At 73.2% G+C, this 24,613-nt stretch carries 21 protein-coding genes; 14 read left to right on the top strand and 7 right to left on the bottom strand.

Annotated features, from left to right (window positions below):
• Positions 1–322: 322 nt before the first annotated feature.
• Both F4558_RS11650 and F4558_RS32120 read right to left on the bottom strand, forming a co-directional pair.
• Positions 323–1,963 (bottom strand): coiled-coil domain-containing protein, encoded by a 1,641-nt coding sequence (locus F4558_RS11650; RefSeq protein WP_053659659.1) that lies wholly within the window; start codon positions 1,961–1,963, stop codon positions 323–325.
• Positions 1,964–2,113: 150 nt separating this feature from the next.
• On the bottom strand, positions 2,114–3,679 hold the full coding sequence (locus F4558_RS32120) for a bifunctional NAD(P)/FAD-dependent oxidoreductase/class I SAM-dependent methyltransferase (RefSeq protein ID WP_167944023.1): 1,566 nt from the start codon (positions 3,677–3,679) through the stop codon (positions 2,114–2,116).
• Between the two features lie 75 nt (positions 3,680–3,754).
• Here F4558_RS32120 and F4558_RS11640 point away from each other — a divergent pair, with 75 nt between their 5' ends.
• Positions 3,755–4,348 carry a helix-turn-helix domain-containing protein gene (locus F4558_RS11640; protein WP_167944022.1) on the top strand — a complete coding sequence of 198 codons (594 nt, stop codon included), beginning with the start codon at positions 3,755–3,757 and terminating at the stop codon, positions 4,346–4,348.
• Positions 4,349–4,412: 64 nt separating this feature from the next.
• On the opposite strand, the gene F4558_RS32340 is transcribed toward F4558_RS11640, so the two are convergent.
• The 4 genes from F4558_RS32340 to F4558_RS11620 form a co-directional block, all read right to left on the bottom strand.
• Positions 4,413–7,112 (bottom strand): CLIPPER-2 domain-containing protein, encoded by a 2,700-nt coding sequence (locus F4558_RS32340; protein ID WP_157552922.1) that lies wholly within the window; start codon positions 7,110–7,112, stop codon positions 4,413–4,415.
• A 104-nt stretch (positions 7,113–7,216) separates the two neighbouring features.
• Positions 7,217–8,119 (bottom strand): RNA polymerase sigma-70 factor, encoded by a 903-nt coding sequence (locus F4558_RS11630; RefSeq protein ID WP_053659665.1) that lies wholly within the window; start codon positions 8,117–8,119, stop codon positions 7,217–7,219.
• Positions 8,120–8,250: 131 nt separating this feature from the next.
• The gene (locus tag F4558_RS11625; protein ID WP_167947392.1) at positions 8,251–9,996 is read right to left on the bottom strand and encodes a sulfatase-like hydrolase/transferase; all 1,746 of its coding nucleotides are present in this window, start codon (positions 9,994–9,996) and stop codon (positions 8,251–8,253) included.
• On the bottom strand, positions 9,996–10,922 hold the full coding sequence (locus F4558_RS11620; protein ID WP_082377667.1) for a CDP-alcohol phosphatidyltransferase family protein: 927 nt from the start codon (positions 10,920–10,922) through the stop codon (positions 9,996–9,998). Before F4558_RS11620 ends, F4558_RS11625 begins: the two co-directional genes overlap by 1 nt.
• 93 nt (positions 10,923–11,015) lie before the next feature.
• Here F4558_RS11620 and F4558_RS11615 point away from each other — a divergent pair, with 93 nt between their 5' ends.
• The 8 genes from F4558_RS11615 (at position 11,016) to F4558_RS11580 (ending at position 19,803) form a co-directional block, all read left to right on the top strand.
• On the top strand, positions 11,016–11,999 hold the full coding sequence (locus F4558_RS11615; RefSeq protein WP_167944021.1) for a zinc-dependent alcohol dehydrogenase: 984 nt from the start codon (positions 11,016–11,018) through the stop codon (positions 11,997–11,999).
• 2 nt (positions 12,000–12,001) lie between these two features.
• The gene (locus F4558_RS11610; RefSeq protein ID WP_167944020.1) at positions 12,002–12,400 is read left to right on the top strand and encodes a 6-pyruvoyl trahydropterin synthase family protein; all 399 of its coding nucleotides are present in this window, start codon (positions 12,002–12,004) and stop codon (positions 12,398–12,400) included.
• A 56-nt stretch (positions 12,401–12,456) separates the two neighbouring features.
• Positions 12,457–13,503, top strand: a complete 1,047-nt coding sequence (locus F4558_RS11605) for a glycosyltransferase family 4 protein (RefSeq protein WP_167947390.1) — start codon at positions 12,457–12,459, stop codon at positions 13,501–13,503.
• Complete coding sequence (locus tag F4558_RS11600; RefSeq protein WP_167944019.1) at positions 13,500–14,315, top strand: class I SAM-dependent methyltransferase; 816 nt, start codon at positions 13,500–13,502, stop codon at positions 14,313–14,315. The genes F4558_RS11605 and F4558_RS11600 overlap by 4 nt, the downstream gene beginning before the upstream one ends.
• Before the next feature lie 64 nt (positions 14,316–14,379).
• Complete coding sequence (locus tag F4558_RS11595; protein WP_053659674.1) at positions 14,380–15,318, top strand: lysylphosphatidylglycerol synthase transmembrane domain-containing protein; 939 nt, start codon at positions 14,380–14,382, stop codon at positions 15,316–15,318.
• A 58-nt stretch (positions 15,319–15,376) separates the two neighbouring features.
• Positions 15,377–16,069, top strand: coding sequence for a GTP cyclohydrolase II (locus F4558_RS11590; protein ID WP_053659677.1), 693 nt, complete (start codon positions 15,377–15,379; stop codon positions 16,067–16,069).
• Complete coding sequence (locus F4558_RS11585) at positions 16,066–16,779, top strand: RibD family protein (RefSeq protein WP_053659679.1); 714 nt, start codon at positions 16,066–16,068, stop codon at positions 16,777–16,779. The genes F4558_RS11590 and F4558_RS11585 overlap by 4 nt, the downstream gene beginning before the upstream one ends.
• A 225-nt stretch (positions 16,780–17,004) precedes the next feature.
• Entirely contained in the window at positions 17,005–19,803 is a 2,799-nt protein-coding gene (locus F4558_RS11580) for an Hsp70 family protein (protein ID WP_167944018.1), read from the top strand.
• Positions 19,804–19,822: 19 nt separating this feature from the next.
• Here the strand turns inward: F4558_RS11580 and F4558_RS11575 are convergent, their stop codons facing one another.
• Positions 19,823–20,290, bottom strand: coding sequence for a Rieske (2Fe-2S) protein (locus F4558_RS11575; RefSeq protein ID WP_231640193.1), 468 nt, complete (start codon positions 20,288–20,290; stop codon positions 19,823–19,825).
• 147 nt (positions 20,291–20,437) lie between these two features.
• Between F4558_RS11575 and F4558_RS11570 the strand changes: the two genes are divergently transcribed.
• The 5 genes from F4558_RS11570 (at position 20,438) to F4558_RS11550 (ending at position 24,541) form a co-directional block, all read left to right on the top strand.
• On the top strand, positions 20,438–21,010 hold the full coding sequence (locus F4558_RS11570; RefSeq protein WP_082377668.1) for a nucleosidase: 573 nt from the start codon (positions 20,438–20,440) through the stop codon (positions 21,008–21,010).
• A gap of 204 nt (positions 21,011–21,214) precedes the next feature.
• Positions 21,215–22,078: a S1 family peptidase gene (locus F4558_RS11565; protein ID WP_167944017.1), complete on the top strand. Its 864-nt coding sequence runs from the start codon at positions 21,215–21,217 to the stop codon at positions 22,076–22,078.
• A 94-nt stretch (positions 22,079–22,172) separates the two neighbouring features.
• Entirely contained in the window at positions 22,173–23,189 is a 1,017-nt protein-coding gene (locus F4558_RS11560) for a sugar kinase (RefSeq protein ID WP_053659688.1), read from the top strand.
• Positions 23,190–23,192: 3 nt separating this feature from the next.
• On the top strand, positions 23,193–23,936 hold the full coding sequence (locus F4558_RS11555; RefSeq protein ID WP_053659690.1) for an IclR family transcriptional regulator: 744 nt from the start codon (positions 23,193–23,195) through the stop codon (positions 23,934–23,936).
• Positions 23,933–24,541 carry a bifunctional 4-hydroxy-2-oxoglutarate aldolase/2-dehydro-3-deoxy-phosphogluconate aldolase gene (locus F4558_RS11550; RefSeq protein WP_053659693.1) on the top strand — a complete coding sequence of 203 codons (609 nt, stop codon included), beginning with the start codon at positions 23,933–23,935 and terminating at the stop codon, positions 24,539–24,541. The genes F4558_RS11555 and F4558_RS11550 overlap by 4 nt, the downstream gene beginning before the upstream one ends.
• The last annotated feature ends 72 nt before the right edge of the window (positions 24,542–24,613 follow it).

Genomic DNA, 24,613 nt, shown 5'->3' with positions numbered 1-24,613 from the left:
TACGGCCCGGACGTGGGCGGCGCGTCCGCGAGGATCGCCACGCCTGCAGGACCATCCAACCGCACCTTGACCTGAGCCAGGACCGTATTGGTCGACGTGTCGTAGGTCGATAGCAAATGAACCCGCCACTCGGGCAGAACGGGCACCTCCTCCATGCCGTCGACAGCGATGACCCACCGAGCCGCGAGCGGCGCCACCGGTAGTCGGGAGCACAGCCAGTAAGCCGGGACCGCCGTCAACAGCCTGCCTAGGTAGGGACAGCGACTGCCGGCCCGACTCCGCGTGCGATCGCCGCGCGGGCCGGGCCGGGCCGTCATCGAGGTCAGTGCCGGCCGGCGCCGTTCTCGCTGACCGGCTGCCCGAACGGTAGGAACGGCACCGGAGTCGGGTCAGCGTCGAGCCGGCGCGGGAACGGGTCGTCACCGCCGTGTTCCCCGGAGACGACCGAACGCTCGGTGGACGGTGCCAGGTCCGCCCGTTCGTCCTCGGGCTGGTCGGGTGGCGCCTGGTCGTCGCCGGGCTGGTCGGTTCGCGTCTGGTCGCCGCCGGCCTCGTCGGTGTGTGACTGGTCGCCGTCGGCGCGGGCGTCATCGCCGTGGTCGCTCACCGGCCGGTCCGCCGAGGGACGGTCGGGAATCAACCGCTCGACAAGCGGATGACCGGCAACCGGCCGGTCAGCGTGCGGACGGGCGCCGACCATTGGGTACTCAGCGGTCTCCGTACCGCCGGCAGCGGCGGCCATCACGGCGGCGGCGGCCAGGTCGGCCACCCGCTTCGCCTCCCGCTGCACCCGGGCGCGGACGTCCTTGGCGTGCCGCTCGGCGGAGTCGCCGGCCCGGCGGGCCTCGTCCAGCCGGGCCGCCTCGGCGGTGAGGTCCCGGCGCACCTCGACGAGCCGCTGCTGCATGCGGGACAGCTCGTTCTCCAGGGTCTCGCCCTCGACACGGATCTCGGCGAGTTGCTGCTCGGCGGTCTCCAGCTCGGTGTGCAGCTGGGTCGACTCCCGCTGGCGCTCCTCGATTTCCTGCTGAAGCGCCGCGAGCTGCTCCCGGTGGCTGGCGGCCTGCTCGTCGGCGCGGTTACGCAGCTCGGTCACATGCTGCTGCGCCTCGGCCAGCAGCGACGCGATCTGCTGCTCGGTCGAGCTGCGCTGCTCGGCCAGTTCCTCCTGGGCGGCGGCCTTCAGCTCGGCGATCTCCTGCTCGGCGGCGCTGCGCCGCTCGGCGACCTCACGCTCCACCCCCGCCTGCCACTGGGCCATCTCCTGCTGGTTCTTGGCCCGAGCGGACTGGACCTCCTGCTGGATCTGGGTACGCGCCGACTTCATCAGGGCGTCGGCGGCCACCCGCGTCTGGTTGAGCTGCTGCGCGCTCTGTTCGGTGATGCGCTTCGCCTCGTGCTGCGCGCGTTCGTACGCGGCCTCACCGTCAGCGCGCAGCTGCTCCGCGCGTTCCCGGATCGTGGTCAGCTCCGCCTCGGCGACGCTGCGCCGCTCCTCGTACGCCTGCTCCTGCTCGGCGCGCCGCGCGGCCACCTCCTCGGACAGGTCCTGGCGTGCCTGCGCGGCCCGTTCGCGGGTGTCGGTGAGGATCCGCTCCGCCTCGGCGCGCAGCTCGTTCGCCCGGTCGGTGGCGGATTCGGTGATGAGAGCGGCCTGCTTCTCGGCGAGGGTCAGGATCTCACCGACCATCGGGCCCAGATCCTGGAACGACGCGCGGTCCACCTGCACCGGCTGCTCGTGCAGTTCGGCCAGTTCGGCACGCAGCCGCTGCACCTCGGCGGTCAGCTCCCGGACCCGCACGGCGGACCGCCCGTGCTCGCCGCTGAGCATCGCGATCTGACCATCGAGCTGCTCCAGGTGCCGGTCGACCTGGCGTTTGTCGTAGCCGCGCAGGGCGAGTTCGAAGGTCGGCCGAGAGGCCGCGTCGTCGCGTGCTGCGAGCGGCTCAGCGCCGATGGACATGCACCATCCTCCGTACGATCAAGGGGCACCGGGCCGGCGGTGCACCGCCGGCCCGGCCGCGAGTGTGGCGCAACGCTACCGCCGTACGCGCCCGGTGCGAAGGCCCGCCCCGACCCCGGTTTCCGGAGCTGCCCGTCCTCGGTGGATGGATCAGCGGCGGCGGGCCACGAGGACCGCGTCGTGGAAGGTGAGGTCCGGCTCCGGCCCGGGGCGACGCCGGGCCTCGGCGGTGAGGACGTCCCACTCGGCCGGGTCCAGCCCGGCTGCCACCTCCTCGGCGGTGTACATCATGTGCGGCATGTGCATGCGGTGCCCCGGGGTCCACAGGTCCGACGGGTGGTGCCCGACGATCAGCAGGACGCCACCGGGGGCCACCGCGGCGGCCAGCCGGGCGAACAGCTCCTGCCGGGGCTCCGGGGGCAGGTGCATGAACTGCGCCGACACCAGGTCGTACGCCTGCTCGGCCGGCGCCTTCTCGCGCAGGTCGGCGTGCGTGAACTCGATGCGGTCGGCGACGCCCACGGTCTCGGCGTGCTCGGCGGCCCGGGCCAGCGCCGTGGTCGAGATGTCCACAGCCGTCACCTGCCAGCCCCGCTCGGCCAGCCACAGCGCGTCGGCGCCCTCCCCGCAGCCGACGTCAAGTGCCCGACCGGATGGCAGGTCGGCGGCCTCGGCGACCAGTTGCGGGTTCGGCCGGCCGCTCCACATCGCCGGCTTCGACTGGTAGCGCTCCTCCCAGGCAGGCTCCTCCATGACGGTGGCGAGCATCTGCCGGTACGCGGTCACCGCGTCGCGGGTGTCCTCGGCGATCAGATCCGCGTTGACAGCCGCGCCAGCCGTCAGGCCCGCCGCGGCAGAGGTGATCACCTGCGCGCGGAAGTCGGCCACATTGCCGGCCACCCACACGCCCGGCACCGTCGTCGCCCCGGTGGCGTCGGCCGGGATCTGGGTGCCGATCACGTGCCCGCCGACCATCACCTCCTCCGGAGCCAGGCCCAGCGCGACGAGCAGGTCGGCGCGGGCGACGGTCCGGGGTGCAACCACTACCGCGTCCAGCGCCACCACCCGCCCGTCGGCGAGGCGTACGCCGGTGAGCGCGTCGTCGGTCACCTCCAGCGCGGCGACCGGCACCGGCACCACGGCGATGCCCCGTGCGGCGAGCCGTTCGGCCGTCTCCTCGTCCGGCGCGGGCGCGTCGTGCAGCAGGAGCAGCACCTCCGAGCTCCACTGTCGCCACATCTCGGCCTGGTGGACGGCCATCGGCCCGGTGGCCAGCACACCGATCCGTCGGTCCTGGACCTCCCAGCCGTGGCAGTACGGGCAGTGCAGCACGTCACGGCCCCACCGCTGCGCCACACCGGGCACGTCGGGCAGTTCGTCGACAAGCCCGGTGGCCACCAGCAGCCGGCGGGCCCGGACGGTGTCCTCGCCGTCGAGGTCGAGCAGGAACCCGTCGTCGTCCCGGGTGACGGCCGCCACCCGTCCGGCCCGGAACTGCCCGCCGTAGCTCGCCACCTCGGCGCGTCCGGCCGCGATCAGCTCGGCCGGCGGCGTCCCCTCGCGTCCCAGGTAGTTGTGGATGTGGTCGGCCGGCGCGTTGCGCGGCTCACCCGCGTCGATCACCAGTACCGACCGTCGCGCCCGGCTCAGCGCCAGAGCACCGCTGAGCCCTGCGGCGCCACCACCGACCACCACCACGTCATATGTCTCGCTCACCGGAATGTCCCCCTACTTGTCGGCTGAGCTCCACCATCCGCTCCCCCCGCCCGGACGGCAACTATCCTTGCCGTTATGGCAAACGAGGACAGTGTGGCGCTGGCCGCTGTCGGCCCCCGGCTACGCGCCCTGCGCCAGCAACGCGGGACGACCCTGACCCAGCTCGCCGAACTGACCGGCATCTCGGTGAGCACCCTCTCCCGGCTGGAATCCGGAAACCGCAAGCCCACCCTGGAGTTGCTGCTCCCGCTGGCCAGGGCCCACCAGGTGCCCCTGGACGAGCTGGTGGACTCTCCGGTCGCCGGCGACCCCCGCGTACGCCCCAAGCCGATCGTCCGGCACGGCATCACCTTCCTGCCGCTGACCCGCCGGCCGGGCGGCGTCCAGGCGTTCAAACTGATCTTCCCCCCGGACGCCTCCGCCGGTGAGCGGAACCAGCAGTCCCACGAGGGCTACGAGTGGCTCTACGTGCTCTCCGGCCGGCTACGCCTGCTGCTCGGCGAGAACGACCTGACGCTGACCGAGGGTGAGGTCGCCGAGTTCGACACCCGCATCCCGCACCGCATCCTCAACCCCGGTCCCGGCACGGCCGAGGCGCTCGTCCTGTTCGGGCCGCAGGGGGAGCGGCTGCACGTCCGCGCCCGCCCCGCCTCCGGCGAACAGCGGTAGTCGCTGGCAGGGCGCGAGGGCCGGACCGGTTCCCCTCCGGTCCGACCCCCGCGATCACCTCGCGCTACGCGCGGATCCTGCGTTGCCGGGCCACAAGCAGCAGCGCGGCCCCCAGCAGTACGGCCAGCACGCCGGCACCCATCCAGTTGACCGGAAGGGACTCACCGGTCACCGGGAGCATTCCCTTCACCCGGATGCTGATTGTCGACTCGGGCGACACCGGCGCCGGCCCCTGCGGCGGTGTGCCGGTGGCCGTCGCTGTGTTGCGTACCGAGCCGTTGCGGATGTCGGCCTTGCTGACCGTGTAGGTCGCCGTGCAGGTCACGACCGCACCTGCGGCCAGCGTGACGGATCCGTTGGGCGTCCGGTCCGGACCGCAGGTGATCGCGCCGAGGTTTGCCGACGACGCTGGCGGGGTCGGGGTGTCGGTGACCGTCACGTCGGTAAGCGTCACCTGCCCGGTGTTGGTGACCACGAACTGGAACGGCACCTCTTGGCCAGGTCGGGTGATCACGTGGGTGGTGCTGGACTTGACCACCGTGATCCCCGCGGCGCCCGGCCTGGCCGTCACCTCTGACGAGTCCGGCTCGGAGCGGACCGGGCCTGGCGGTTCCTGGCCGGGGGTGGTCGGCGGCGTACCGACCGCGACCGCCGTGTTGGTGATGCGTCCGGCTTCGACGTCGGCCGCGGTGACCGTGTAGCGCGACGTGCAGGTGACGCTCTCGCCAGGCGCGAGGGTGACGCTGCCGTTTGCCACCGGCGGAGTGCCGCAGGTGATCGTCCCGCGCGTACCGGTGCCGGAGAAGGCGGTCTCCTCGATCGTCACCGAGTTGAGTGTGGTGGTGCCGGTGTTGCTGACGACGAACCGGTACGTGACCACGTCACCTGCGGCGGACACCACTGTGGGCGTCACCGACTTGTCGATGGCGATGGCCGGGTGCGGAATCGGGATGTCCAGCGGCGACGGCGGCGAGACCGGCGACGGGCCGGACGGCGGTGTGCCGGTGACGGTGGCGACGTCGCGCAGCGACGAACCGGCGAAGTCCTCCTCGGTCACCGTGTAGGTCGCCCGGCACTGGACGGACTCACCCGGTGCCAGCACCACAGTGCCGTTCGGGACGTTCTGCGGCCCGCAGGTGATCGGTCCGAGCACACCACGCTCGGACGGCGGCAGCACTGTGTCGTTGACTGTGACGTTCCGGAGCGTGACGCTGCCGGTGTTGACCACCAGGAAGGTGTACGGAACCTCCTGGCCGACCGACGTGATGGACGTGGTGGTGGTCGACTTCACCACCGAGATGTCGGCGGTCAGCCCTTCGACAGGGATCGTCTCGGTGTCCGGTTCGGAGACGACCGGGGGACCGGTTGGTGGGGTGCCCTGCGCGGTGGCCGTGTCGGTGACGCTGCCGTTGTCCAGGTCTGCCTGGGTGACGGTGTAGGTGGCCGTGCACTCGGTCTGCGCTCCGGGCGCGAGCGTGGTGGCGGCGCAGGTGATCGGGCCGAGGTTGTCGTTCGACGACGGTGGGGTCTGCACGTCGGTGATCGTGACGCCGGTGAGCGGGACGCCGCCGGTGTTGATGACCAGGAACGTGTACGGCACCTGCTGGCCGACTGTGGTGATCGTCGTCGTGGTCGTCGACTTGATCAGGGCGATGTCGGCCGGGGCGGCTCCCTGGCAGGAGAGGGTGGTGCTGAACGGGAAGTAGTGGATCTCGCCGCCGCGGTGGTCCAGCGTGCGCGTGATGATGGTGCCCTCGGCGTTTGTGGCCGAGAGTTTGGTGAACGTGGCGTTGGGCGCGTAGATCGTTCCTTCCACGGTGGCCGCCTCCGGGGTGAGGGTGAGCGCGGTGGCGGTCGGGAAGTTGAACAGGATGTACGGTGCCTGCGGTCCACCGATCCCGGCGAAGTTCGGCGCGGTCCATTCGAAGGTGTCGCCGACCCCGCTGGTGTCCACGTTCACCAGCAGCGGCGTTGCCGCTGTGGGCGCGTCGGCGAAGGTCAGGACCGCGATGTTGGCGAGGTCGGTAGCGGTCAGGTCGAGCACGTTCGTCACGCCCGGCGTCAGCGTCACCACGGCGTTGCTGCCCGGCGGGATCGGTCTGGGCAGCACCTCGCCCTCGGGCGTACGTAGCACCACTGTGTTGTTGCAGGTGGCCAGCCCGCTGGAGGTGGCCCGGAAGGCGGCGAACGCCTCGGTGAAATTGATTGGTGACGTCGGCCCGACGCTGTCGACGGGTTGCCGGGTGACCAGCTCGACCCGGGGCGAGGCGTCGTAGTTGTCCGCCGGCAGGATCCGGGTGTTGACCTGGGCGCCGTTGTTGTCGATGTTGCGGACGAACGCGCCGGTGAGGTCGCCGACCTTGGCGTACCCGTTGTTGAGCACCTGGAGGCGCGTGCCGGGGATGCTGCCGGCGAAGTTGACCCGACCCCCCACGACGAGGGCGCTCGGGTTGGCGTCTCCCGGGACGACGAATGATCCGGCGGTGGCGGCGGCCACCTGGTAGTTGCCGAAGGTGAGGTCACCACCGGCGGCAAGGGTGCCTTCGTTCTCGCCGCTGCCCAGGTTCGCGTTGCCCTCGGTCATCACCCCGAAGCTGAGCGCCTCGGCGACCGGATCGAGCGGCCCGATGGCCGCGGCGACCGCCGCCTGATTGACCGGTCGCGGTGCGGCAACTGCCGGCACCGGCGGGCCGCTGACTGCCAGCAGGCCACCCACGGCGACAAGCGCCGCCATCCGCGACCCGCGGCTACCATGCCACGACATCCTCATCCTGACCCCCGTATTAGTTGCGCTAGGGGAGCCTAACGAGGCATTTGTCTATCTTTGGCAAGTTTGAGACAAATGTCAGGAGCGGGCTGGTCCGTCGGTCAGCGGCGCAGGGCGGTCTCCTGCCGCATGTGCGAGAGCTTCTCCGGATTGCGCACGGCGTACAGCTCGGTGATGAGCCCGTCGTCGATGCGCAGCGCGACGACCGCGTCGATCTCGCCGTCGAGTCGCAGAACCAACGCCGGATAGCCGTTGGCCTCGACCGGCTCCGCCGACAGGTCGGCGACCAGGTCCGGCCTCGCGGTCAGCAGGCGGGCCACCTTGACGGCTCCGGTGATCGGCCGCGGGATCGCCTGCCGGATCCCACCACCGTCGCCGATCAGCACGACGTCCGGTGCGAGGATGTCGAGCAGCCCCTGCAGGTCACCGGTCTCGACCGCCCGGCGGAACGCCTCGACCGCCTGTCGGGCCTCGGCCCGGGAAACGATCCCGCGCGGCCGACGCGCCGCGACATGTGCCTGCGCCCGGTGCGCGATCTGACGGACCGCCGCCGGACTCCTGTCGACGGCTTCGGCGATCTCGTCATAGGCCAGGTCGAACACCGTGCGCAGGAGGAACACGGCCCGCTCGGTGGGGCCGAGCGTCTCCAGCACCAGCAGCATCGCCATCGAGACGCTCTCGGCCAACTCGACGTCCTCGGCGACGTCGGGCGCTGTCAGCAGTGGCTCGGGAAGCCACGAGCCGACGTAGGACTCCCGGCGCCGGCCGAGGGTCCGCAGCCGGTTGAGCGACTGACGCGTGGTGATCCGGACGAGGTAGGCGCGCCGGTCCCGCACAGTGGAAAGGTCGACGTCCGCCCACCGCAGCCACGTCTCCTGGAGGACGTCCTCGGCGTCGGCGGCCGAGCCGAGCATCTCGTACGCCACAGTGAAGAGCAGGTTGCGGTGGTCGACGAACGCCTCGACGGCCGGGTCCGGACACTGCCCATCCGACGTGCTGGTCACGCGCGGCTCCTGTCTCCTCGATCGGGACGTCTCCGATAAGACACCGGTCCGCCGCCTTCTGTGACACCGTGCCCGCGCGGGGGAGGAGGCACCCGCGACACATCGACAGTCCTGCCGGCGTCCGGCCCAGGTCAGCGCGGCGCGGCGAGCGGCGGCGGCGAGGTCCCGAACGTGGTCAGGAAACGGTCGCGGAAGGTGTCCATCGGCCACACCGGAGCCTGCGGGCCGGGCCGTAACCCGTCCTGCCACTCCCAGCCCGCCACCCGGTCCAGCACGGCCCGATCCCGGGCGACGATGGTGATCGGCACGTCCCGGCTCGCGCCCTCGCCGGTGACCACCGGGGAGGGCTGGTGGTCACCGAGAAACACAAGCACCAAGTCGTCGTCCCCGTACGTCTGCACGTAGGAGATCAGCGTCTGAAGCGAGTAGGCGATCGCCTGCCGGTAGCCGGCGCGAGCCCGCCCGGTGTCCCGGTCGTCGGTCTCGCCGTCGTCGGCCGCGGCGGCGTCATTGTGGTAGACGGAGCCGTCGCCCACCTGGTCCCAGCCGATCATCTGAGGCACCGCCGTCCACGGCGAGTGGCTGGAGATCAGCGGGATCTGCGCCATGATCGGGCGGTCCGCCGCCGCCCGGACCTGCCGCTGGAAGAACGACAGCGTGTACTGGTCGGGCATCGGGGCGTAACTGAAATTCGGGCCCCGGTAGCCGAGCGCCTCGGCGTCGAAGTAGCGATCGTAGGAGAAGAAGCCCTGCTCCGGCCACGGCTGGGTGGCTGCCGGCAGCACCCCGACGGTCTGCCAGCCAGCCCTGCGGAACGCGCCGTTGAGGGTCAGCCGGTCACTGGCCAGCAGGGCGCGGTGCCGCTGCTCGTTGTCCGTCCACAGCCCGGACAGCAGTGTGTCGTGCGCCAACCAGCTGCCGCCGCCGAACGTGGGGGAGGTGAGGAAGCCGCTGCGGCTGCCGTACCCGGCCGCGCGTAGCGCCTCGGTCCCGGCGTCCAGGACCGCGTTGACCTGCGGCGCCAACTCCGGGTTCTCCACCGCGTCACGACCGTAGCTCTCCACGAACGCGAGGACGACGTCCTTGCCGCGCAGCCCGGTCAGCAACTGCTCACCCGGGACATCCCGGAACGGGTCGCTGCCGATCTTCGCGGTGAACCGCCCACTGTCGCGCAGCCGGTCGTCCACCTGGCGGGCGTGCGCGCCGACGAGCGCGGTGGCCCCGGCGTCGGCCACCGGCACGCCGGGCACGATCCGCACCTCGACCACGGCGCACGCCACCCATGCGACGGTGAAGGCCGCCACCACCCGCGTCGCCGCCCGCTCGTGACCCACCAGCAGCGCCGCGAACCGCCGCAGCGCCACTGTCACCACAAGCACCAGCACGACGATCACCAGCACGACGCCGACCGCCGCGCCGAGGGCGCCGGCCCGGCCGGCCGAGTCCCTGACGAAACCGAACGCGTCATCGAGCAGCAGCCAGTCCAGCACCAGGTCGAACGGCCGGTCGAGGGCCGTGCGGAAGCCCAGGTCGGCCAGCTTCACGACGGCCAGCAGGCCGAGCACCGGCCCGACCACGGCCACCACCGCCCGCCGGGGCCGCGTCGGCAGCGCCAGCAGAAGCGCGGCGAGGAGCAGCCCCTCCAGCGGGATGCGGACGAACGCGCCGGGAGTCAGCTCACTGAGCCGGTCCGGGCCGACAAGCACGCCGTACACAAGCAGAACCGCGACCGCCGCGCCGAGCGCCCGCCGCGTCCGGCCGCGACGGCCGTCGGACCCGGCCGGCACTTCTGGGGTACGCGGGGAGTCGTCGCCGGTGCGCGCGGGGCGCGGACGCGGCGGGACGGTCAGCCGGCGCAGCCGGTCGGGAAGGCGCATCATCGCGTCCAGTGTGCGGGGACCGTGGCGCCCGAGAGGGTGGCCATCGCGGGTACGGGCAGCAGCGGCGGCACGATGACAGGCGTCTGCCCGTCGGTCAGCGGCAGCGCCACCGGAGTGTGACCGGGCGCACGGGCCAGCGGCGTGGCCCCGGCCCGACCGGTGACCAGCCGCGCGGCCGGCGCGGGAGCCGGCGCCACAGCGACCCGGGGACGTGCCGCCGGCTGACGGCGGGACGTCGGGCGGCGTCGCCACAGCCAGGCCACGTCCCTGCCGAACGACTCGATCAGCAGCGCCAGCGCCGCCACCAGCACAAGCGTGGTCCACGACCGCGGCAGCACCTCCGCGGCGGCGACCGCCAACAGCACCCCCTGCGCGGCGGCCACCACCTTGCGCCAGAGGCGCGGCGGCAGCGACCCACCCAGCCAGGGCAGCACCGCGCTCGCCGCGACGAACACGTACCGCATCAGGCCGATGGCCAACACCCAACTACCGGCGGCCGGGGCGACGTACACGCTGAGCACCAGGATGAGGAACGCGTCGACCTCCATGTCGAAGCGCGCACCCAACGCGCTCACCGTGCCGGTGCGCCGCGCGACCTGGCCGTCCACCGCGTCCAGCAGCAGGGCCACCGCCGTCACAGTGACCAGCAGCCCCACCGGCGTGGGCCGGTCGAACGAGTCCACCACCAGCGCGGTGACGGCGCCGACCAGGACGGCCCGGGTCAGCGTCACCCGGTCGGCCGGGCCGAGACCTGACGCGCCGGACCGGCGCAGACCCCGGCTCAGGGCGAGACAGGTGACCGCCGCGTAGCCCAACCCGGCCAGCCAACCGGCCCCGGTCAGACCCACTGTGGCGGCGAGTGCTGCGAGCACGACCAGTTGGGCGGTGAGCCCGATCACCGGACCGCTTCGAACTGTGGGCACCGTACCTCCGTGTTTATGATCGACGACCCCGACAGGGAACACGGAAAACACGGCCGTTCGGTTCGGTCCAGAGCGAAGGTGAGGTGCGCGACGGTGATCCGCGAGGCGTACGCCTGCTGGGTGCGCGAGCCCGGCGTGGCGGAGATCCGGCCGCTGTCGCTGCCCGAACCGGGCCCCGACGAGGTGCTGGTACGGGCCCGTTACTCCGGCGTCAGCCGGGGCACCGAGACGCTTGTCTTCGCCGGCCGGGTGCCCCCCGACCAGTACGCCTCGATGCGCGCCCCGTTCCAGGAGGGCGACTTCCCCGGCCCGGTGAAGTACGGCTATCTCAACGTGGGCGTTGTCGAGCAGGGCCCGCCGGAGCTGCTCGGGCGTACCGTCTTCTGCCTGCACCCGCACCAGAGCGCGTACGTCGTGCCGGCCAGCGCAGTGGTGCCGGTGCCGGACGACGTGCCGCCGGCCCGCGCGGTGCTCGCCGGCACCGTGGAGACCGCTGTGAACGCGCTGTGGGACGCCGCGCCGCTGGTAGGCGACCGGGTCACGGTGATCGGCGCGGGCATGGTGGGCTGCTGCGTCGCGGCGCTGCTGGCCCGGTTCCCCGGGGTGCACGTCGAACTCGTCGACACCGACGCCCGGCGGGCCGGGGTGGCCGGGGCGCTCGGCGTCGGGTTCGCCAGGCCGGACGACGCGGCCGGTGACCGGGACCTGGTGGTGCACGCCAGCGCCACCGCCGCCGGGCTGCAACGCTCGCTTGACCTGCTCGCCCCGGAGGGCACCGTGGTGGAGCTGAGCTGGTACGGGGACCGCCCGGTGCAGGTGTCGCTGGGCGGGGCGTTCCACTCCGGACGGCTTACCGTACGCAGCAGCCAGGTCGGCATGGTGGCACCCGCGCGGCGGGGTCGCCGCAGCTACGCCGACCGGCTGGCCCTGGCCCTGGACCTGCTCGACGACCCTGCCTTCGACGCGCTGATCACCGGCGCGTCCCGGTTCGCGGAGCTGCCCGACGTGCTCGCCCGCCTGAGCACTGGCGAGTTGCCCGCGCTGTGCCATCTCATCACCTACGACGACGGGGAGTGACAGTGTTCAGCGTTACCGTTCGGGATCACATGATGATCGCCCACAGTTTCCGGGGCGAGGTGTTCGGCCCGGCCCAGCGCCTGCACGGCGCGACGTTCGTGGTGGACGCGACGTTCCGCCGGCCCGACCTGGACGCCGACGGCATCGTGGTCGACATCGGCCTGGCCACCGAGCAGTTGCGGGAGGTGGTCGGTGAGCTGTCCTACCGCAACCTCGACGACGAGCCCGCGTTCGCCGGGGTGAACACCACCACGGAGGTGCTGGCGCGTACCGTCGCCGACCGGCTGGCCGAGCGGGTGCACGCAGGCGCGCTGGGGGAAGGGGCACGTGCGCTGGTCGGCATCACCGTCACCCTGCACGAGTCACACGTCGCCTGGGCCAGCTACGAGCGGTCACTGTGATCGGTGCGGGCCGGGCGGCGTCGCACGACCGGCCCGCCGCCGACTCCGCACCAGCCCTGGATGAGCGCCGCCGGGTGGTGCACGTCGTGCTGCCCGGCGACATCGACGACCCGGCCACGCCCAGTGGTGGCAACTCCTACGACAGGCGGATCTGCGCGGGGCTCGACGAGCACGGCTGGTCGGTGCGCGAGCACCCGGTGCCGGGGGAGTGGCCGAATCCCGACGCGGGAGCCCGTACGGCGCTGGCCCGGCTGCTCGTCGATACGCCGGACGACGCAGTGGTGCTGCTCGACGGTCTGATCGCCTCGGCAGTGCCGGACCTGCTCGCCCCGCACACCCGACGACTGCGCCTTGTCGTCCTTGTGCACATGCCGCTTGACGACGAGGCCGAGGCCCGCGCGCTGGCCACCGCCCGCGCGGTGGTCACCACAAGCGAGTGGACCCGGCGCCGGCTGCTGACCCGTCACCGCCTGCCCGCCGACCGGGTCCGTGTCGCCCCGCCGGGGGTGACACCCGCGCCGGTGGCGACCGGCTCGCCGAGCGGGGACCGGCTGCTCTGCGTGGCGGCCGTCACCCACCACAAGGGGCACGACGTGCTTGTCGACGCCCTGACCACGATCGCCGGACGACGCTGGACACTTGTCTGTGCCGGCACGCTGACCCGGGAGCCTGACCTGGTACGCCTGCTGCGGGAGCGGCTCGCGGCGGCCGACCTCGACGACCGGGTCCGGCTGGCCGGTCCGCTGACCTCGGTGGCGCTGGACGCCGCGTACGCCGCCGCAGACCTGCTGGTGCTGCCGTCGCGCGGGGAGACGTACGGCATGGTCGTCACCGAGGCACTGGCGCGCGGCCTGCCGGTGCTCGGCACCGACGTCGGTGGCCTGCCGGAGGCGCTCGGTCACGCCCCCGACGGCATCCGGCCCGGAATGCTGGTGCCGCCGGACGACCCGGTCGCGCTGGCCGGCGCGCTGACGCGGTGGCTGGACGACGGACCGCTGCGGGACCGGCTGCGGCACGCCGCGCTCGCCCGGCGCGACACCCTTTCCGACTGGCCGGTGACCACCGCGCGCCTGGCCGCAGTGCTCGAGGAGGTGGCGGAGTGACCGCCGAGACCCTGCCGTTCGCCGACTGGCTGCGCCTGCGCGAGCCGGCCGACGCGGCAGCCCGCGCCGAGGACCTGGTGGACGCCGTCCGGCCCCGGCTGACCGGCGGCACCCCGACGCTCATCCACGACCTGGGCAGCGGCACCGGCTCGATGAGCCGCTGGCTGGCCGCCCGACTGCCAGGCCCGCAGCACTGGATCCTGCACGACCGCGACCCGGACCTGCTGGCCCGCGCCGCCGAGGGCATGGTCGGGGTGAGCGCCGCCGACGGCGCACCGGTCACAGTGGACACCCGCTGCGGCGACCTCACCCGGCTCACCACCACCGACCTGGCCGACGCCGCGTTGATCACCGCCTCCGCGCTGCTGGACATGCTGACCGCAGACGAGGTCGACCGGGTGGTGGACGCCTGCGTCGGCCGCCCGGCCCTGTTCGCGGTCTCGGTGACCGGGCTGGTTCGGTTCACACCGACCGACCCGCTGGACACCGTCGTCCAGGACGCGTTCAACGAGCACCAGCGGCGTACCGTCGACGGCCGGCGGCTGCTCGGCCCGGACGCCGCCGCGGCCACGGTCGCCGCGTTCACCAGGCGGGGCGTGACCGTGCGGGAGCGGCCCAGCCCGTGGCGGCTCGGCCCGGAGCAGGCCGACCTGACCGCCGAATGGTTCCGCGGCTGGCTGGGCGCCGCCTGCGAGCAGCGCCCCGACCTGGTCGGCCCGACGCAGGCGTACGCCCAACGCCGGCTGGCCGACGCGGCCGCCGGCAGGCTCGACGTGCTGGTCGAGCACTGTGATCTCCTCGCGGGCGGATGAACCGTCGACACCCTGGGTACGTGCACTAGGGCAAGTGGACGATCTTCAGGAAGGACCGGCGCCGATGGTGTGGGCCTGGGCACGAGTGGTCGGCGGGGTGGGTCTGCTCGCCGTCCTGCTGTGGCAGGTGGGCGGCGGTCCGTTCCTGGCCGGGGTGCGGCTGATCGACGCGCCGGCGCTGACCGCGGCACTGCTCATCGGCGTCCTCACGACGGTCTGCGCGGCATGGCGGTGGAGTCTCGTCGCGGGTGGCCTCGGTGTGCGGCTGCCGCTGGCGACCGCTGTCGCGCACTGCTACCGGGCGGTGTTCCTCAACGCGACGCTGCCCGGCGGTGTGCTCGGCGACGTCCACCGCGCGGTGCGCCACGGGCGCGACGCCGGCGACGTGAGCCGGGGCATCCGCGCTGTGGTCTGGGAACGTGCCGCCGGCCAGGTGGTGCTTGTGGGCGTCGCGCTCGTGGTGCTTGCGGCGTTCCCGTCGCCGGTGCGGCAGTACCTGCCGGTCGCCGCCGCGGTGTTGCTGACCGCCGGGTTGGCCGCCGTGCTGCTGGCTCGGGTCCTGCCCCGGACCGGCGGCTCGCGGTGGGCACGGGGTTTGCGCACTGCCGTCGCTGACGTGCGGTCCGGGCTCCTGTCCCGGCGGACCTGGCTCGGTGTGCTTGTCGCCTCCGCCGTCATGGTCGCCGGCCACCTGGCGACGTTCCTGGTGGCGGCACGTACCGCCGGCTCGGACGCCTCCCTGTCACGGCTGCTGCCGCTGACCCTGCTGGCCCTGCTCGCCATGGGTCTGCCGTTGAACGTCGCCGGTTTCGGCCCGCGCGAGGGGGTGGCTGCCTGGGTGTTCGGCGCGGCAGGTCTCAGCGCCGCCGAGGGCGTCGCGACCGCCACCGTCTACGGTGCCCTCGTCCTGGTGGCCAGCCTGCCCGGCGCCGCCGTTCTGCTTGCCCGCCGTGCCCGCAAGCCCACCACCGCACGGGAAGTCGTCACCAGTGACGGCTGTTGAACAGGTGGTGAGACGGTACCCGTCGCCGCGTGACGGTGACGCCGGACAAAGGAGTCCCATGCCCGAAGCACTGCCGGTCGCCACGATCCGTACCCAGGTCACGGTGCCTCTGGCGTTCCCTGACGGCTACGCCACGACGGTCCGCGTGTTCTCGTTCAAGGGCCTGGTCGACGGCCGGGAACATCTCGCCCTCGGCGTCGGTGACTGGGCCGGCGCGCTGGACCGGCTCGCCGCCGGTGGTGAGCCGCCGCTGGTCCGCCCGCACAGCGAGTGCCTGACCGGCGACGTGTTCGGCAGCCAGCGCTGCGACTGCGGGCCGCAGTTGCGCGAGGCGGTGCAGCGGATCGCCGAGACCGGCGGGTTCCTGCTGTACATGCGTCAGGAGGGCCGGGGTATCGGCCTGTACGCCAAGCTCGACGCGTACGCCCTTCAGGACGCCGGGTTGGACACCTACCAGGCGAACGTCGCGCTCGGCCGTGGCGAGGACGAACGTGACTACAGCGCGGCCGCGCAGATGCTCGCCACCCTCGGCGTACCGCGCGTCCGGCTGCTCAGCAACAACCCCGACAAGGCCGAGCAGTTGACCCGGCTGGGCGTGGCGGTCACCGAACGTGTCCCCACGAGCGTTTTCCTGTCCCCGGCAAACGCCGAATACCTGGCGGCGAAGGCGGCGAAGGCGGCCGAGATCGAGGCGGCGGAAGCAGCCGGGTCCGAGGCGGTCCTGACCCCTGACCGGCCCGTCTCCCGGTGAGCTGCCGGCCGGCGCCACCGCGGCCGTACGTGCTGCTGAGCTGCGCCACCTCCATCGACGGCTACATCGACGACGCCTCCGAACAGCGGCTCATGCTGTCCAACGACGACGACCTGGACCGTGTCGACGCCGTCCGTGCCTCCTGTGACGCGATCCTGGTCGGCGCCGCCACGGTCCGCCGCGACGATCCCCGCCTGCTGGTGCGCTCCGCGGCACGTCGCGCCGAGCGCGTGGCGTGTGGCCGGCCCGCCTCGCCGACGAAGGTGACGCTGACCGCCCGGGGGGACCTCGACCCGACCTCCCGGTTCTTCACCGCAGGCGATTCGGCCCGGCTCGTCTACTGCGCCACCGGCGCGGTGGAGAAGGCGCGGGAACGCCTCGGCCGGCTGGCGACAGTGGTGGACGCGAACGAGCCGGTCGACCCGGCCTGGGTCCTTGCCGACCTTGCCGACAGGGGCGTACGGCGGCTGATGGTGGAGGGCGGCGGGACTGTGCACGCCCAGTTCCTCACCGCCGGCCTCGCCGACGAGCTGCACCTGGTGGTCGCCCCGTTCTTCGTCGGTGACGGCCGGGCGCCCCGGTTCGTCGGTGAGGGACGTTTCCCCTGGCACCCGGGCCGTCGCGCCCGGCTGGCCGAGACCCGCCAGATCGGCGACGTGGTGCTGCTGCGCTACGCCCTCTCCGACCGCTGCGCCGACACCGACGGCTGACCGCATCGGGGCGCCCAGCCCGACGGCGCCCGGCCCGGGGCAGCCTCGCTGGAAGCCTGATGACTCTGAGGCATATTGATGCCTCAGAGTCATCACCCTCAATCGCGGGACCAGGGCCGTGTGCGGTCGACAAATGCGCGCTGCGCACCGTGTGATCAGCGCACCTGCGTCGGCTGCGTACCATGCGGGGCTGGGTTTCCTCGTCGCGGCGGAGGTATCGGGCAGATGGCAGGCCAGCACGACGGTTTCGCCCTCGGCGTCGACCTCGGCACCTCCAACACGGTCGCGGTGCTGCGCTGGCCGGACGGGCGGACCCGGCCACTGCTGATGGACGGGCAGCCGGTCAGCCCGTCCGGCGTGTACGCCGACCCGGACGGCACCCTGCACGCCGGCTGGGACGCCCGACGGTTGGCGCAGGCCGACCCGGCCCGGTTCGAGCCGAACCCGAAGCGCCGGGTGGACGAGCCGGCGGTGGTGCTCGGTGACCGCTCGTACCGCCCGGCCGACCTGCTCGCCGCGGTGCTGGCTGCCGTCGGGCGGGCCGCCGTCAACACGGTGGGCTTCCTGCCTCCGGCGGTGCTCACCTTCCCGGCGGCCTGGGACGCGACGCGGCGGCAGGTCCTCGCCGACGCGCTGTTGCAGGCCGGCTGGCCACCAGCCGCCGAGCACACCCTCGCCGGGCCGACGCCTCCGGGCACGCGGCTGCTGCGTGAGCCGGTGGCCGCCGCTCGCTACTACACGCAGGTGCTGCACCGGCCGGTGCCGGTCGGCGGCGCCATCGCGGTGTTCGACTTCGGTGGCGGGACACTCGACGTGGCGGTGCTGCGCAACGAGGGCGCCGACCCGTGGGGCGACTCGGGGTTCAGCGTGGTGGCCGACGGCGGCCTGCCCGACCTCGGTGGCCTGGATCTCGACGCGGCGCTGATGCGGCGGGTCGGTGAGCTGCTCGGCGAGCGGCACGCCGCGCAGTGGGCCCGGCTGGTCGGGCCGTCGGACCCGGCGCAGCGCCGTGACCAGGTCCGACTGTGGGACGAGGTCCGGGGCGCGAAGGAGACGTTGTCGCGGTCCACAGTGGCGCCGGTCGCGGTACCTGGGGTGCCCGAGGCGGTGCAGCTGACCCGGGCGGACGTCGAGCGGGCGGCCGCGCCGCTGCTGCAACGCGCGGTGGACCGTGCCCGGGAGGTCATCGCCGCCGCCGGGCTCAGCCCCGACCAACTCGCCGGGCTGTTCCTCGTCGGCGGCTCGTCGCGGATCCCGCTGGTGGCCCGCATGCTGCACGCCGAGTTGGGAGTGGCGCCGACGGTGCTGGACCAGCCGGAGCTACCGGTGGCCGAGGGCGCGCTGACGGATCTGCCGCTGCGTCGACAGTTGCCGACGCCGGCGTACGCGGGAGCACCCGTCGCCCCGCCGGTATCTCCCGTGCCGCCACCGATCGGCCCGCCGCCGGTGCCGTCGTCGCCCGCGTCGACCATGCCGTCGTCGCCCGCGCCCACCGCGCCGACCGTGCCGTCATCGCCCGGGCCCACGGCGCACACCGTGCCGTCACAGACCGGGCCGCCGGGGTGGCCGCCGCACGCGGGGCCGACCGTGCCCGGGCCGGCGGGCCTGCCCCGGACCCTTGTCGGTGGGAACGCCGGAACGCCGCCGCCTCCCTCGACCCCCCGGTCGTCCTGGCGTCGGGTGCGCTGGGTGGCGCTCGGCGCGGTGCTCGCCCTGGCCGGCGTGGTCACCGCGGCGACCCTCTACCTGACCCGAGACCGCTACCCGGACCTGGAGTTCGGGTCGCTGCGTGAGCTGGCGAGGCACCAGGCCGGCGCCGAGCGGCCGCGCGGAATGTGGACGGCGGTGCTCGACGACCGCGCCTACCTCGGCTACCCGCTGCCGGACAACCGGCTGGAGGTGGTCGCGGTCGACGCCGGCACAGGCGACCAGCTGTGGCGCAAACCGACGAACCTCACCGCCGACAGGTGGACGGGGCTGGTCGCCGTCCCGGGGGCGGTAGCGGTTCTCGCCGACGGCTCGGGTAGCACCCCTGGTGCGGTGGCGGTCCTCGACGGCAGCTCGGGCGCGCAGCGCTGGCAGCGGTCGATTCGAGGCGACGACGACGTCCACCTCTCCGGCGACATCGCTGTGCTTGTGGACCGCACCGCCGGTCAGCTGGTCGGTCTGCGCATGGGCGACGGCACCGAGAAGTGGAACACGCCGAGCCCCCGGGACCAGAGCGGCGGGTTCCGCACCGCCGTCCGGCCGGTGGGCAGCGACAAGGCCGCGAGCGGCCCGGCGTTCCTCGACGGTACGCCCCGCGACCCGTGGGCGGGCAAGGGGCGGCGGCTCGTGCAGATCGGCGCGGACCGCTCTGCGCGGCTGCTCGACGTGGCAACCGGCGCTGTGCTGCGCGAGTGGGGCAACGTCGCCGACCTCGACGACCTGGTGGTGGCGCACGAGGACCGGCTCTACGTGGCCGGCAACGAGGGTGGGTTCCAACTGCTTGCGTACGACCTGGGCTCCGACGCCGCCCCGGTGGTCCTCTACCGGGCCGACAACGACCAGCACCGGCCGAAAGGGCTGGTGGCCTGCGGCGAACGGCGGGCGTGCCTGGTGCAGGTGCAGAGCGGCGACGCCGAGCGCACCGAGGTGGTGGCGGCCACCGAGGGCGAGACAGCGGTCCGCTGGTCGGCGCCCGGCACCACAGCTCTGGTGCCTTTGGGCGAGCACATGCTCACCCAGCGGGAGTATCCGAAGCCGACCGTCACCCTCTACGACGCCGCCGGCAAGCCGCTGGCGCTGCGCGACCGCCCCGGCGTGGCAGCCCGGCTGGACGCCGGCAACCTGCTGGTGTTCGCCGAGGCGCCGAGCACGGTGGCGGACAACCGCAGCGTCGCCGGCGTGTGGGCCGGGTCGGGCGAGTTCGACGAGTTGGGGGAGCTGCGGGACGTCCGCAGCGCGTCCTGCTCCTGGAATACCCGGCTGATCGCCTGCGGCGCCGACAAGGACTTCGTGCTGTACCGCTTCATCGACGGCTGACCGCGTCGCCCCACAACAGTCAACCGCGGACGATGTTCGTGCCGTCGACCCGGATGGGAATTTCGGTGAGGCCCGTGGTGGCCGGGCCACCGAGGCGGGCGCCGTCGCCGACGGCGAACGTCGAGTTGTGCGCGGGGCAGGTGATCACCCCGTCGCGGGGAGCGCCGACGCGTACGCCCTGGTGCGGGCAGGTCGCGTCGTACGCAGTGAAGGTGCCGGCCTCGGGCTGCACGACGAGCACCCCGCCGACGAGCGTGCCACCGCCGACCGGCACGTCGCCGGTGCTGGCGAGCACCGCGCCAGGTTCGGCAGCCGGCTGAGGGGAGGATTCGTCGCCGGTGCCGCAGGCGCTCAGCACTCCGGCCGCGCCGATCGCTCCGGCACCGGTCAGCAGCGCCCGCCTGCTCAGGCACCAGCGCTTGTCGCGGAGGAACTCCTGCCCGTCGTACACCTCGTCACCTCTTTCGTCGGCGGACCGGACCGTCAAGGTCGTACGTCGCGGTGGTCCGCTGCGCCGGCCTGCCCCAGCCGGCTGGACGCGGGATGCGACGAAGCTGGACGTTGCCTGTACGCCGGCCGGTTCGCGCCCCGAGGCGATCGGCTGCCCCTGCGGCGGCGGCCGTACGATGCTCCGGTGAATCTTCGAGGTACGGTCCGGGCCGATCGTCCACTGGTGGTGCTCGCTGTCGGGGAGGAGGCCCGCTACCTGCCGCCCGACCTGCCGGTGCTGCTCACCGGGATCGGCAAGGTGAACGCCGCCAGCGCTGTCGCGACGGTGCTGGCCGTCGGGCCGCGCCCGAGCCTGCTGCTCAACCTGGGCACGGCCGGGGCGCTGCGCCCCGGCCTGGCCGGCATCCACGAGATCGCCACAGTGCTCCAGCACGACCTGGACACGACCCTGCTGCTCGCGCTCACCGGCGAGACCTACGGGGCGCCGCTGGCGTTGGCGACCGAGGGCGCGGTGCTGGCCACCGGCGACACGTTCGTTGCCGACGACGCCGCCCGGGACAGATTGGCGCAGCGTGCCGACCTGGTCGACATGGAGGGGTACGCGGTCGCGTGGGCCGCGGCGCAGGCCGGTGTGCCGTGCCGGCTCGTCAAGCAGGTGAGCGACGAGGCGGGGGAGGGTGCGGCCCGTACCTGGCAGGAGGCGGTGGACGCGTGCGCCCGGGACCTCGCCGAGTGGGCCGGTCGACACCTGGTCTGACCGTTGCGGTCAGGTGCCGGGCCCGCGTGCCTGCGCCGCGGTCTCTCCGGTGGTCATGCGGCCTCCCGTGTCTCCGGAATTATCGGCGGCGCCGGCACGGCCCGTCCGGGGATCGACGATTCCGGCCGGCCCGCTGTTGCCACGGCCACGGCTGCCGGGCGATGCTCGCTGTATCCACGTATCTCGATTTCTGCGGAGGCTCGGATGCGCCGCTCGCCGCTCGTCGCCGTCGTCCTGACCGCTCTCCTGCTCGGCGCGCCCGGCGTCGCGCGCGCCGCCGTCCCCGACCGTGCCGCCGTTCCCGACCGGGTGGGCGAGGCCGTCACCGCGCTCGCCGGCGTCCGTACGGCGGGCACCGCATGGGGATTCGACCCGGCCATCGGCCGAATGACCCTCACTGTCGACGACACCGTGACCGCCGCTGAGGTGGCGACGCTGCGGACGGTCGCCGACCGGACAGGCGTCCTGTTGCGCCGGGAACCCGGCACGCTGCGCACCCTGATCGCCGCCGGGCAGGGCATCTACGGCGGTGGTGCCAGGTGCTCGCTGGGCGCCAACGTGCGCAGCGGCAGCACCTACTACGTGGTCACGGCCGGGCACTGCGCCGCCGCCAGCACCTGGTACGCCGACAGCGCGCAGACCACAGTGCTCGGCACCCGCACCGCCACCAGTTACCCCGGCAACGACTACGGGCTGATCCGCTACACCAGCAGGATCGCCCACCCGAGCGCGATCTACACCTATCCGGGGCTGCTGACCGTCAACAGCTACGGCAATGCGTACGTGGGTCAGGCGGTCTGCCGCAGCGGGGCGACCACCGGGGTGCGGTGCGGCACCGTCACCGGGCTCAACCAGACCGTCAACTACGCCGGTGGCTCCGTCTCCGGCCTGATCCGGACCAACATCTGCGCCGAGCCGGGTGACAGTGGCGGGCCGCTCTACGTGGCGTCCACCGGCGTCATCCTGGGCATCCTCTCCGGCGGCAGCGGCAACTGCACCTCCGGCGGCGTCTCCTACTACCAGCCGATCTCGGAGGTGCTGGCGGCGTACGGGCTGACGCTGCCCTGACCATCGTTGCGATCAGCGCAACGGTTGCTCAGGCAGCGCAACGGGCCTAGGCTCGGCGGCACCCCGGACCCCTTCCGCGAGGACGTGTGCCCCCATGTCGACCGAGCCCCGACCCCATGACGCCGCAGTCCCGGCCGGCTCCCCGCCGGTCGAGGTGGTCACGGTGGGGGAGACGATGGTCGTGCTCTGCCCCGCGCCGGGCGAGCCGCTGGAGCACGCCGAGCGGGTCGCCCTCTCCGTCGGCGGCGCGGAGTCCAACGTGGCCGGCTACCTGGCCCGGCTGGGGCACGACGCGGCGTGGGTGAGCCGGGTCGGTGACGACCCGTTCGGCCGTGCGGTCGTACGGCACGTCGCTGCCGCAGGCGTCCACGTCGACCTGGTGACAGTGGACCCAACCGCCCCCACCGGCCTGTATGTCAAGGACCCAGGGCCGACGGCCACCGCCGTGCACTACTACCGGGCCGGCTCGGCGGCCTCCCGCATGGGCGCCGACGCGCTGGCCGACCCTCGGCTGACCGGCGCGCGGGTGCTGCACCTGTCCGGCATCACCCCGGCGCTCTCCGACTCGTGCCGGGCGCTTGTCGCGCACGCGGTCACCGACCGGCCGGTTCCGGGCGCGCTCGTCAGCTTCGACGTCAACCACCGGGCCCGGCTCTGGCCGGCCGAGCAGGCCGCGCCGGTGCTGCGGGACCTGGCCGACCGCAGTGACCTCGTCTTCGTCGGTCAGGACGAGGCAGAGGCACTGTGGGGCACCGGCGACCCGCTGTCCGTACGCCGGTTGCTGCCCGGTCCGCGGACTGTCGTCGTCAAGGACGGCGCGGTGGGCGCCACCGCCCTGCGTCACGACGCCGAACCGGTGTTCGTTGAGGCGCCCCGCGTGGCGGTGGTGGAACCGGTCGGCGCCGGTGACGCGTTCGCCGCCGGATACCTGGCCGGGGTGCTGCGCGGCCTCGACCCGGTCCGCCGGCTGCGCCTCGGGCACCTGGTCGCCGCGCAGGCGCTGGGCAGCAGCGGCGACAACGCGCCCGTGCCGCAGTGGTCGTGGTTCGACAGGCTGCTCGACGACCCCTGGTCGCCACCGGACCTGACCGGCGTACGGGCCGAGGGCTGAGGCGTGTCCGAGGGCGTCGACAGGGCGATGCGGGTGCTCGAACTGCTGGCACGTGAGCCGGCGCAGCTCGGCGCTGTGGCCACCGATCTGGGCGTGCACAAGTCCACAGCGCTGCGCCTGCTGCAGACCCTTGAGGCGGGCGGGTTCGCGCGGCGCAGCGACGGCGGCTGGGCCGTGGGCCTGCGTCTGATCGACCTCGCCCAGCAGGCACTGGACTCCCTGGACGTGCGCGCGGTGGCCCGTCCACACCTGGCGGCGCTCGGCCGCGACTGCGGGCACACCATCCACCTGGCCCAGCTCGTCGACGACGACCTTGTCTACGTGGACAAGATCGAGGCCCGTGGTCAGGTGCGGATGTACTCGCGGATCGGTCGCACCGCACCCTGGCACGCCAGCGGGGTGGGCAAGGTGGTGCTCGCGTACAGCCCGCAGTCCCGGCTGACCCGGCTGGTCGACGGTGCCGAGCTGCGCGCGTACACCCCGGCCACCATCTGTGAGCCGGCCGCCCTGCGGGCGGAGCTGGCGACCGTCGCGGAGCAGGGCTGGGCCGCTGACGACGGCGAGTTCGAAACGCTCATCACCTGCGTGGCGGCGCCCGTGCGGCAGGCCGACGGGTCGGTCACCGCGGCGGTGTCGGTGACCGCGCCGACGGTGGTGGCCACCCTCGCCGACCTGCGCGGGCTGCTGCCCCGCCTGCTCGATACCACCCGGCAGATCTCCCGCGACCTCGGATGGAGAACGCAATGACCATGACGGACTTCGACCACATCTTCGGCAGCGCCCGGGTGATGGCCATCCTGCGCGGGCTTCCGGTCGCCGAGACCGTCCGCCTCGCCGAGCGCGCCTGGGATCTCGGTATCGACGTGGTGGAGGTCCCGGTGGCCACGTCCGACGCGGTGCCGGCGCTGCGCGCCGCCGTCGAGGCGGGTCGGGAGCGTGGCCGGATCGTCGGCGCCGGCACCGTGCTCGACGAGTCGCAGGTCATCGCCGCGGCGGACGCGGGAGCCGCGTTCACCGTCGCGCCCGGCCTGGACCTCGCGGTCGCCGACGCCGCCGCCGCACGCGGCCTGCCGCACCTGCCCGGCGTGGCCACCCCGACCGAGGCGCAGCAGGCGCTGCGGCACGGCCTCACCTGGCTCAAGGCGTTCCCGGCCATCTCGCTCGGCCCGGCCTGGTTCAAGGCCATGGCCGGCCCGCTGCCGCAGTTGCGCTTCGTCGCCACCGGCGGCCTCGACGCCGGCAACGCCGCCCAGTTCCTGAACGCCGGCGTACGGGTGGCAGCCGTGGGCTCAGCCCTGACTGACGAAACCCAGCTGGACCAGTTGGCCAAGCTGGCAACGCACCCGTCCTGAAACCCCGCGCCGATCTTGCACTTGCTGCCCCGACGAAAGCCGCAAAACGGTACTCATGGGCGACCACAACTG

The organism is Micromonospora profundi (assembly GCF_011927785.1).
In the GTDB taxonomy this organism is placed as follows: Bacteria; Actinomycetota; Actinomycetes; order Mycobacteriales; family Micromonosporaceae; genus Micromonospora; species Micromonospora profundi.
This window is presented reverse-complemented; position numbering and strand designations above follow the sequence as displayed.

Coding starts and splice junctions, on each gene's coding strand:
- F4558_RS11650 (WP_053659659.1), bottom strand. CDS start 1,963: ATGTCCATCGGCGCTGAGCCGCTCGCAGCACGCGACGACGCGGCCTCT.
- F4558_RS11640 (WP_167944022.1), top strand. CDS start 3,755: ATGGCAAACGAGGACAGTGTGGCGCTGGCCGCTGTCGGCCCCCGGCTA.
- F4558_RS32340 (WP_157552922.1), bottom strand. CDS start 7,112: ATGTCGTGGCATGGTAGCCGCGGGTCGCGGATGGCGGCGCTTGTCGCC.
- F4558_RS11625 (WP_167947392.1), bottom strand. CDS start 9,996: ATGCGCCTTCCCGACCGGCTGCGCCGGCTGACCGTCCCGCCGCGTCCG.
- F4558_RS11595 (WP_053659674.1), top strand. CDS start 14,380: ATGGTGTGGGCCTGGGCACGAGTGGTCGGCGGGGTGGGTCTGCTCGCC.
- F4558_RS11590 (WP_053659677.1), top strand. CDS start 15,377: ATGCCCGAAGCACTGCCGGTCGCCACGATCCGTACCCAGGTCACGGTG.
- F4558_RS11580 (WP_167944018.1), top strand. CDS start 17,005: ATGGCAGGCCAGCACGACGGTTTCGCCCTCGGCGTCGACCTCGGCACC.
- F4558_RS11565 (WP_167944017.1), top strand. CDS start 21,215: ATGCGCCGCTCGCCGCTCGTCGCCGTCGTCCTGACCGCTCTCCTGCTC.
- F4558_RS11560 (WP_053659688.1), top strand. CDS start 22,173: ATGTCGACCGAGCCCCGACCCCATGACGCCGCAGTCCCGGCCGGCTCC.
- F4558_RS11550 (WP_053659693.1), top strand. CDS start 23,933: ATGACCATGACGGACTTCGACCACATCTTCGGCAGCGCCCGGGTGATG.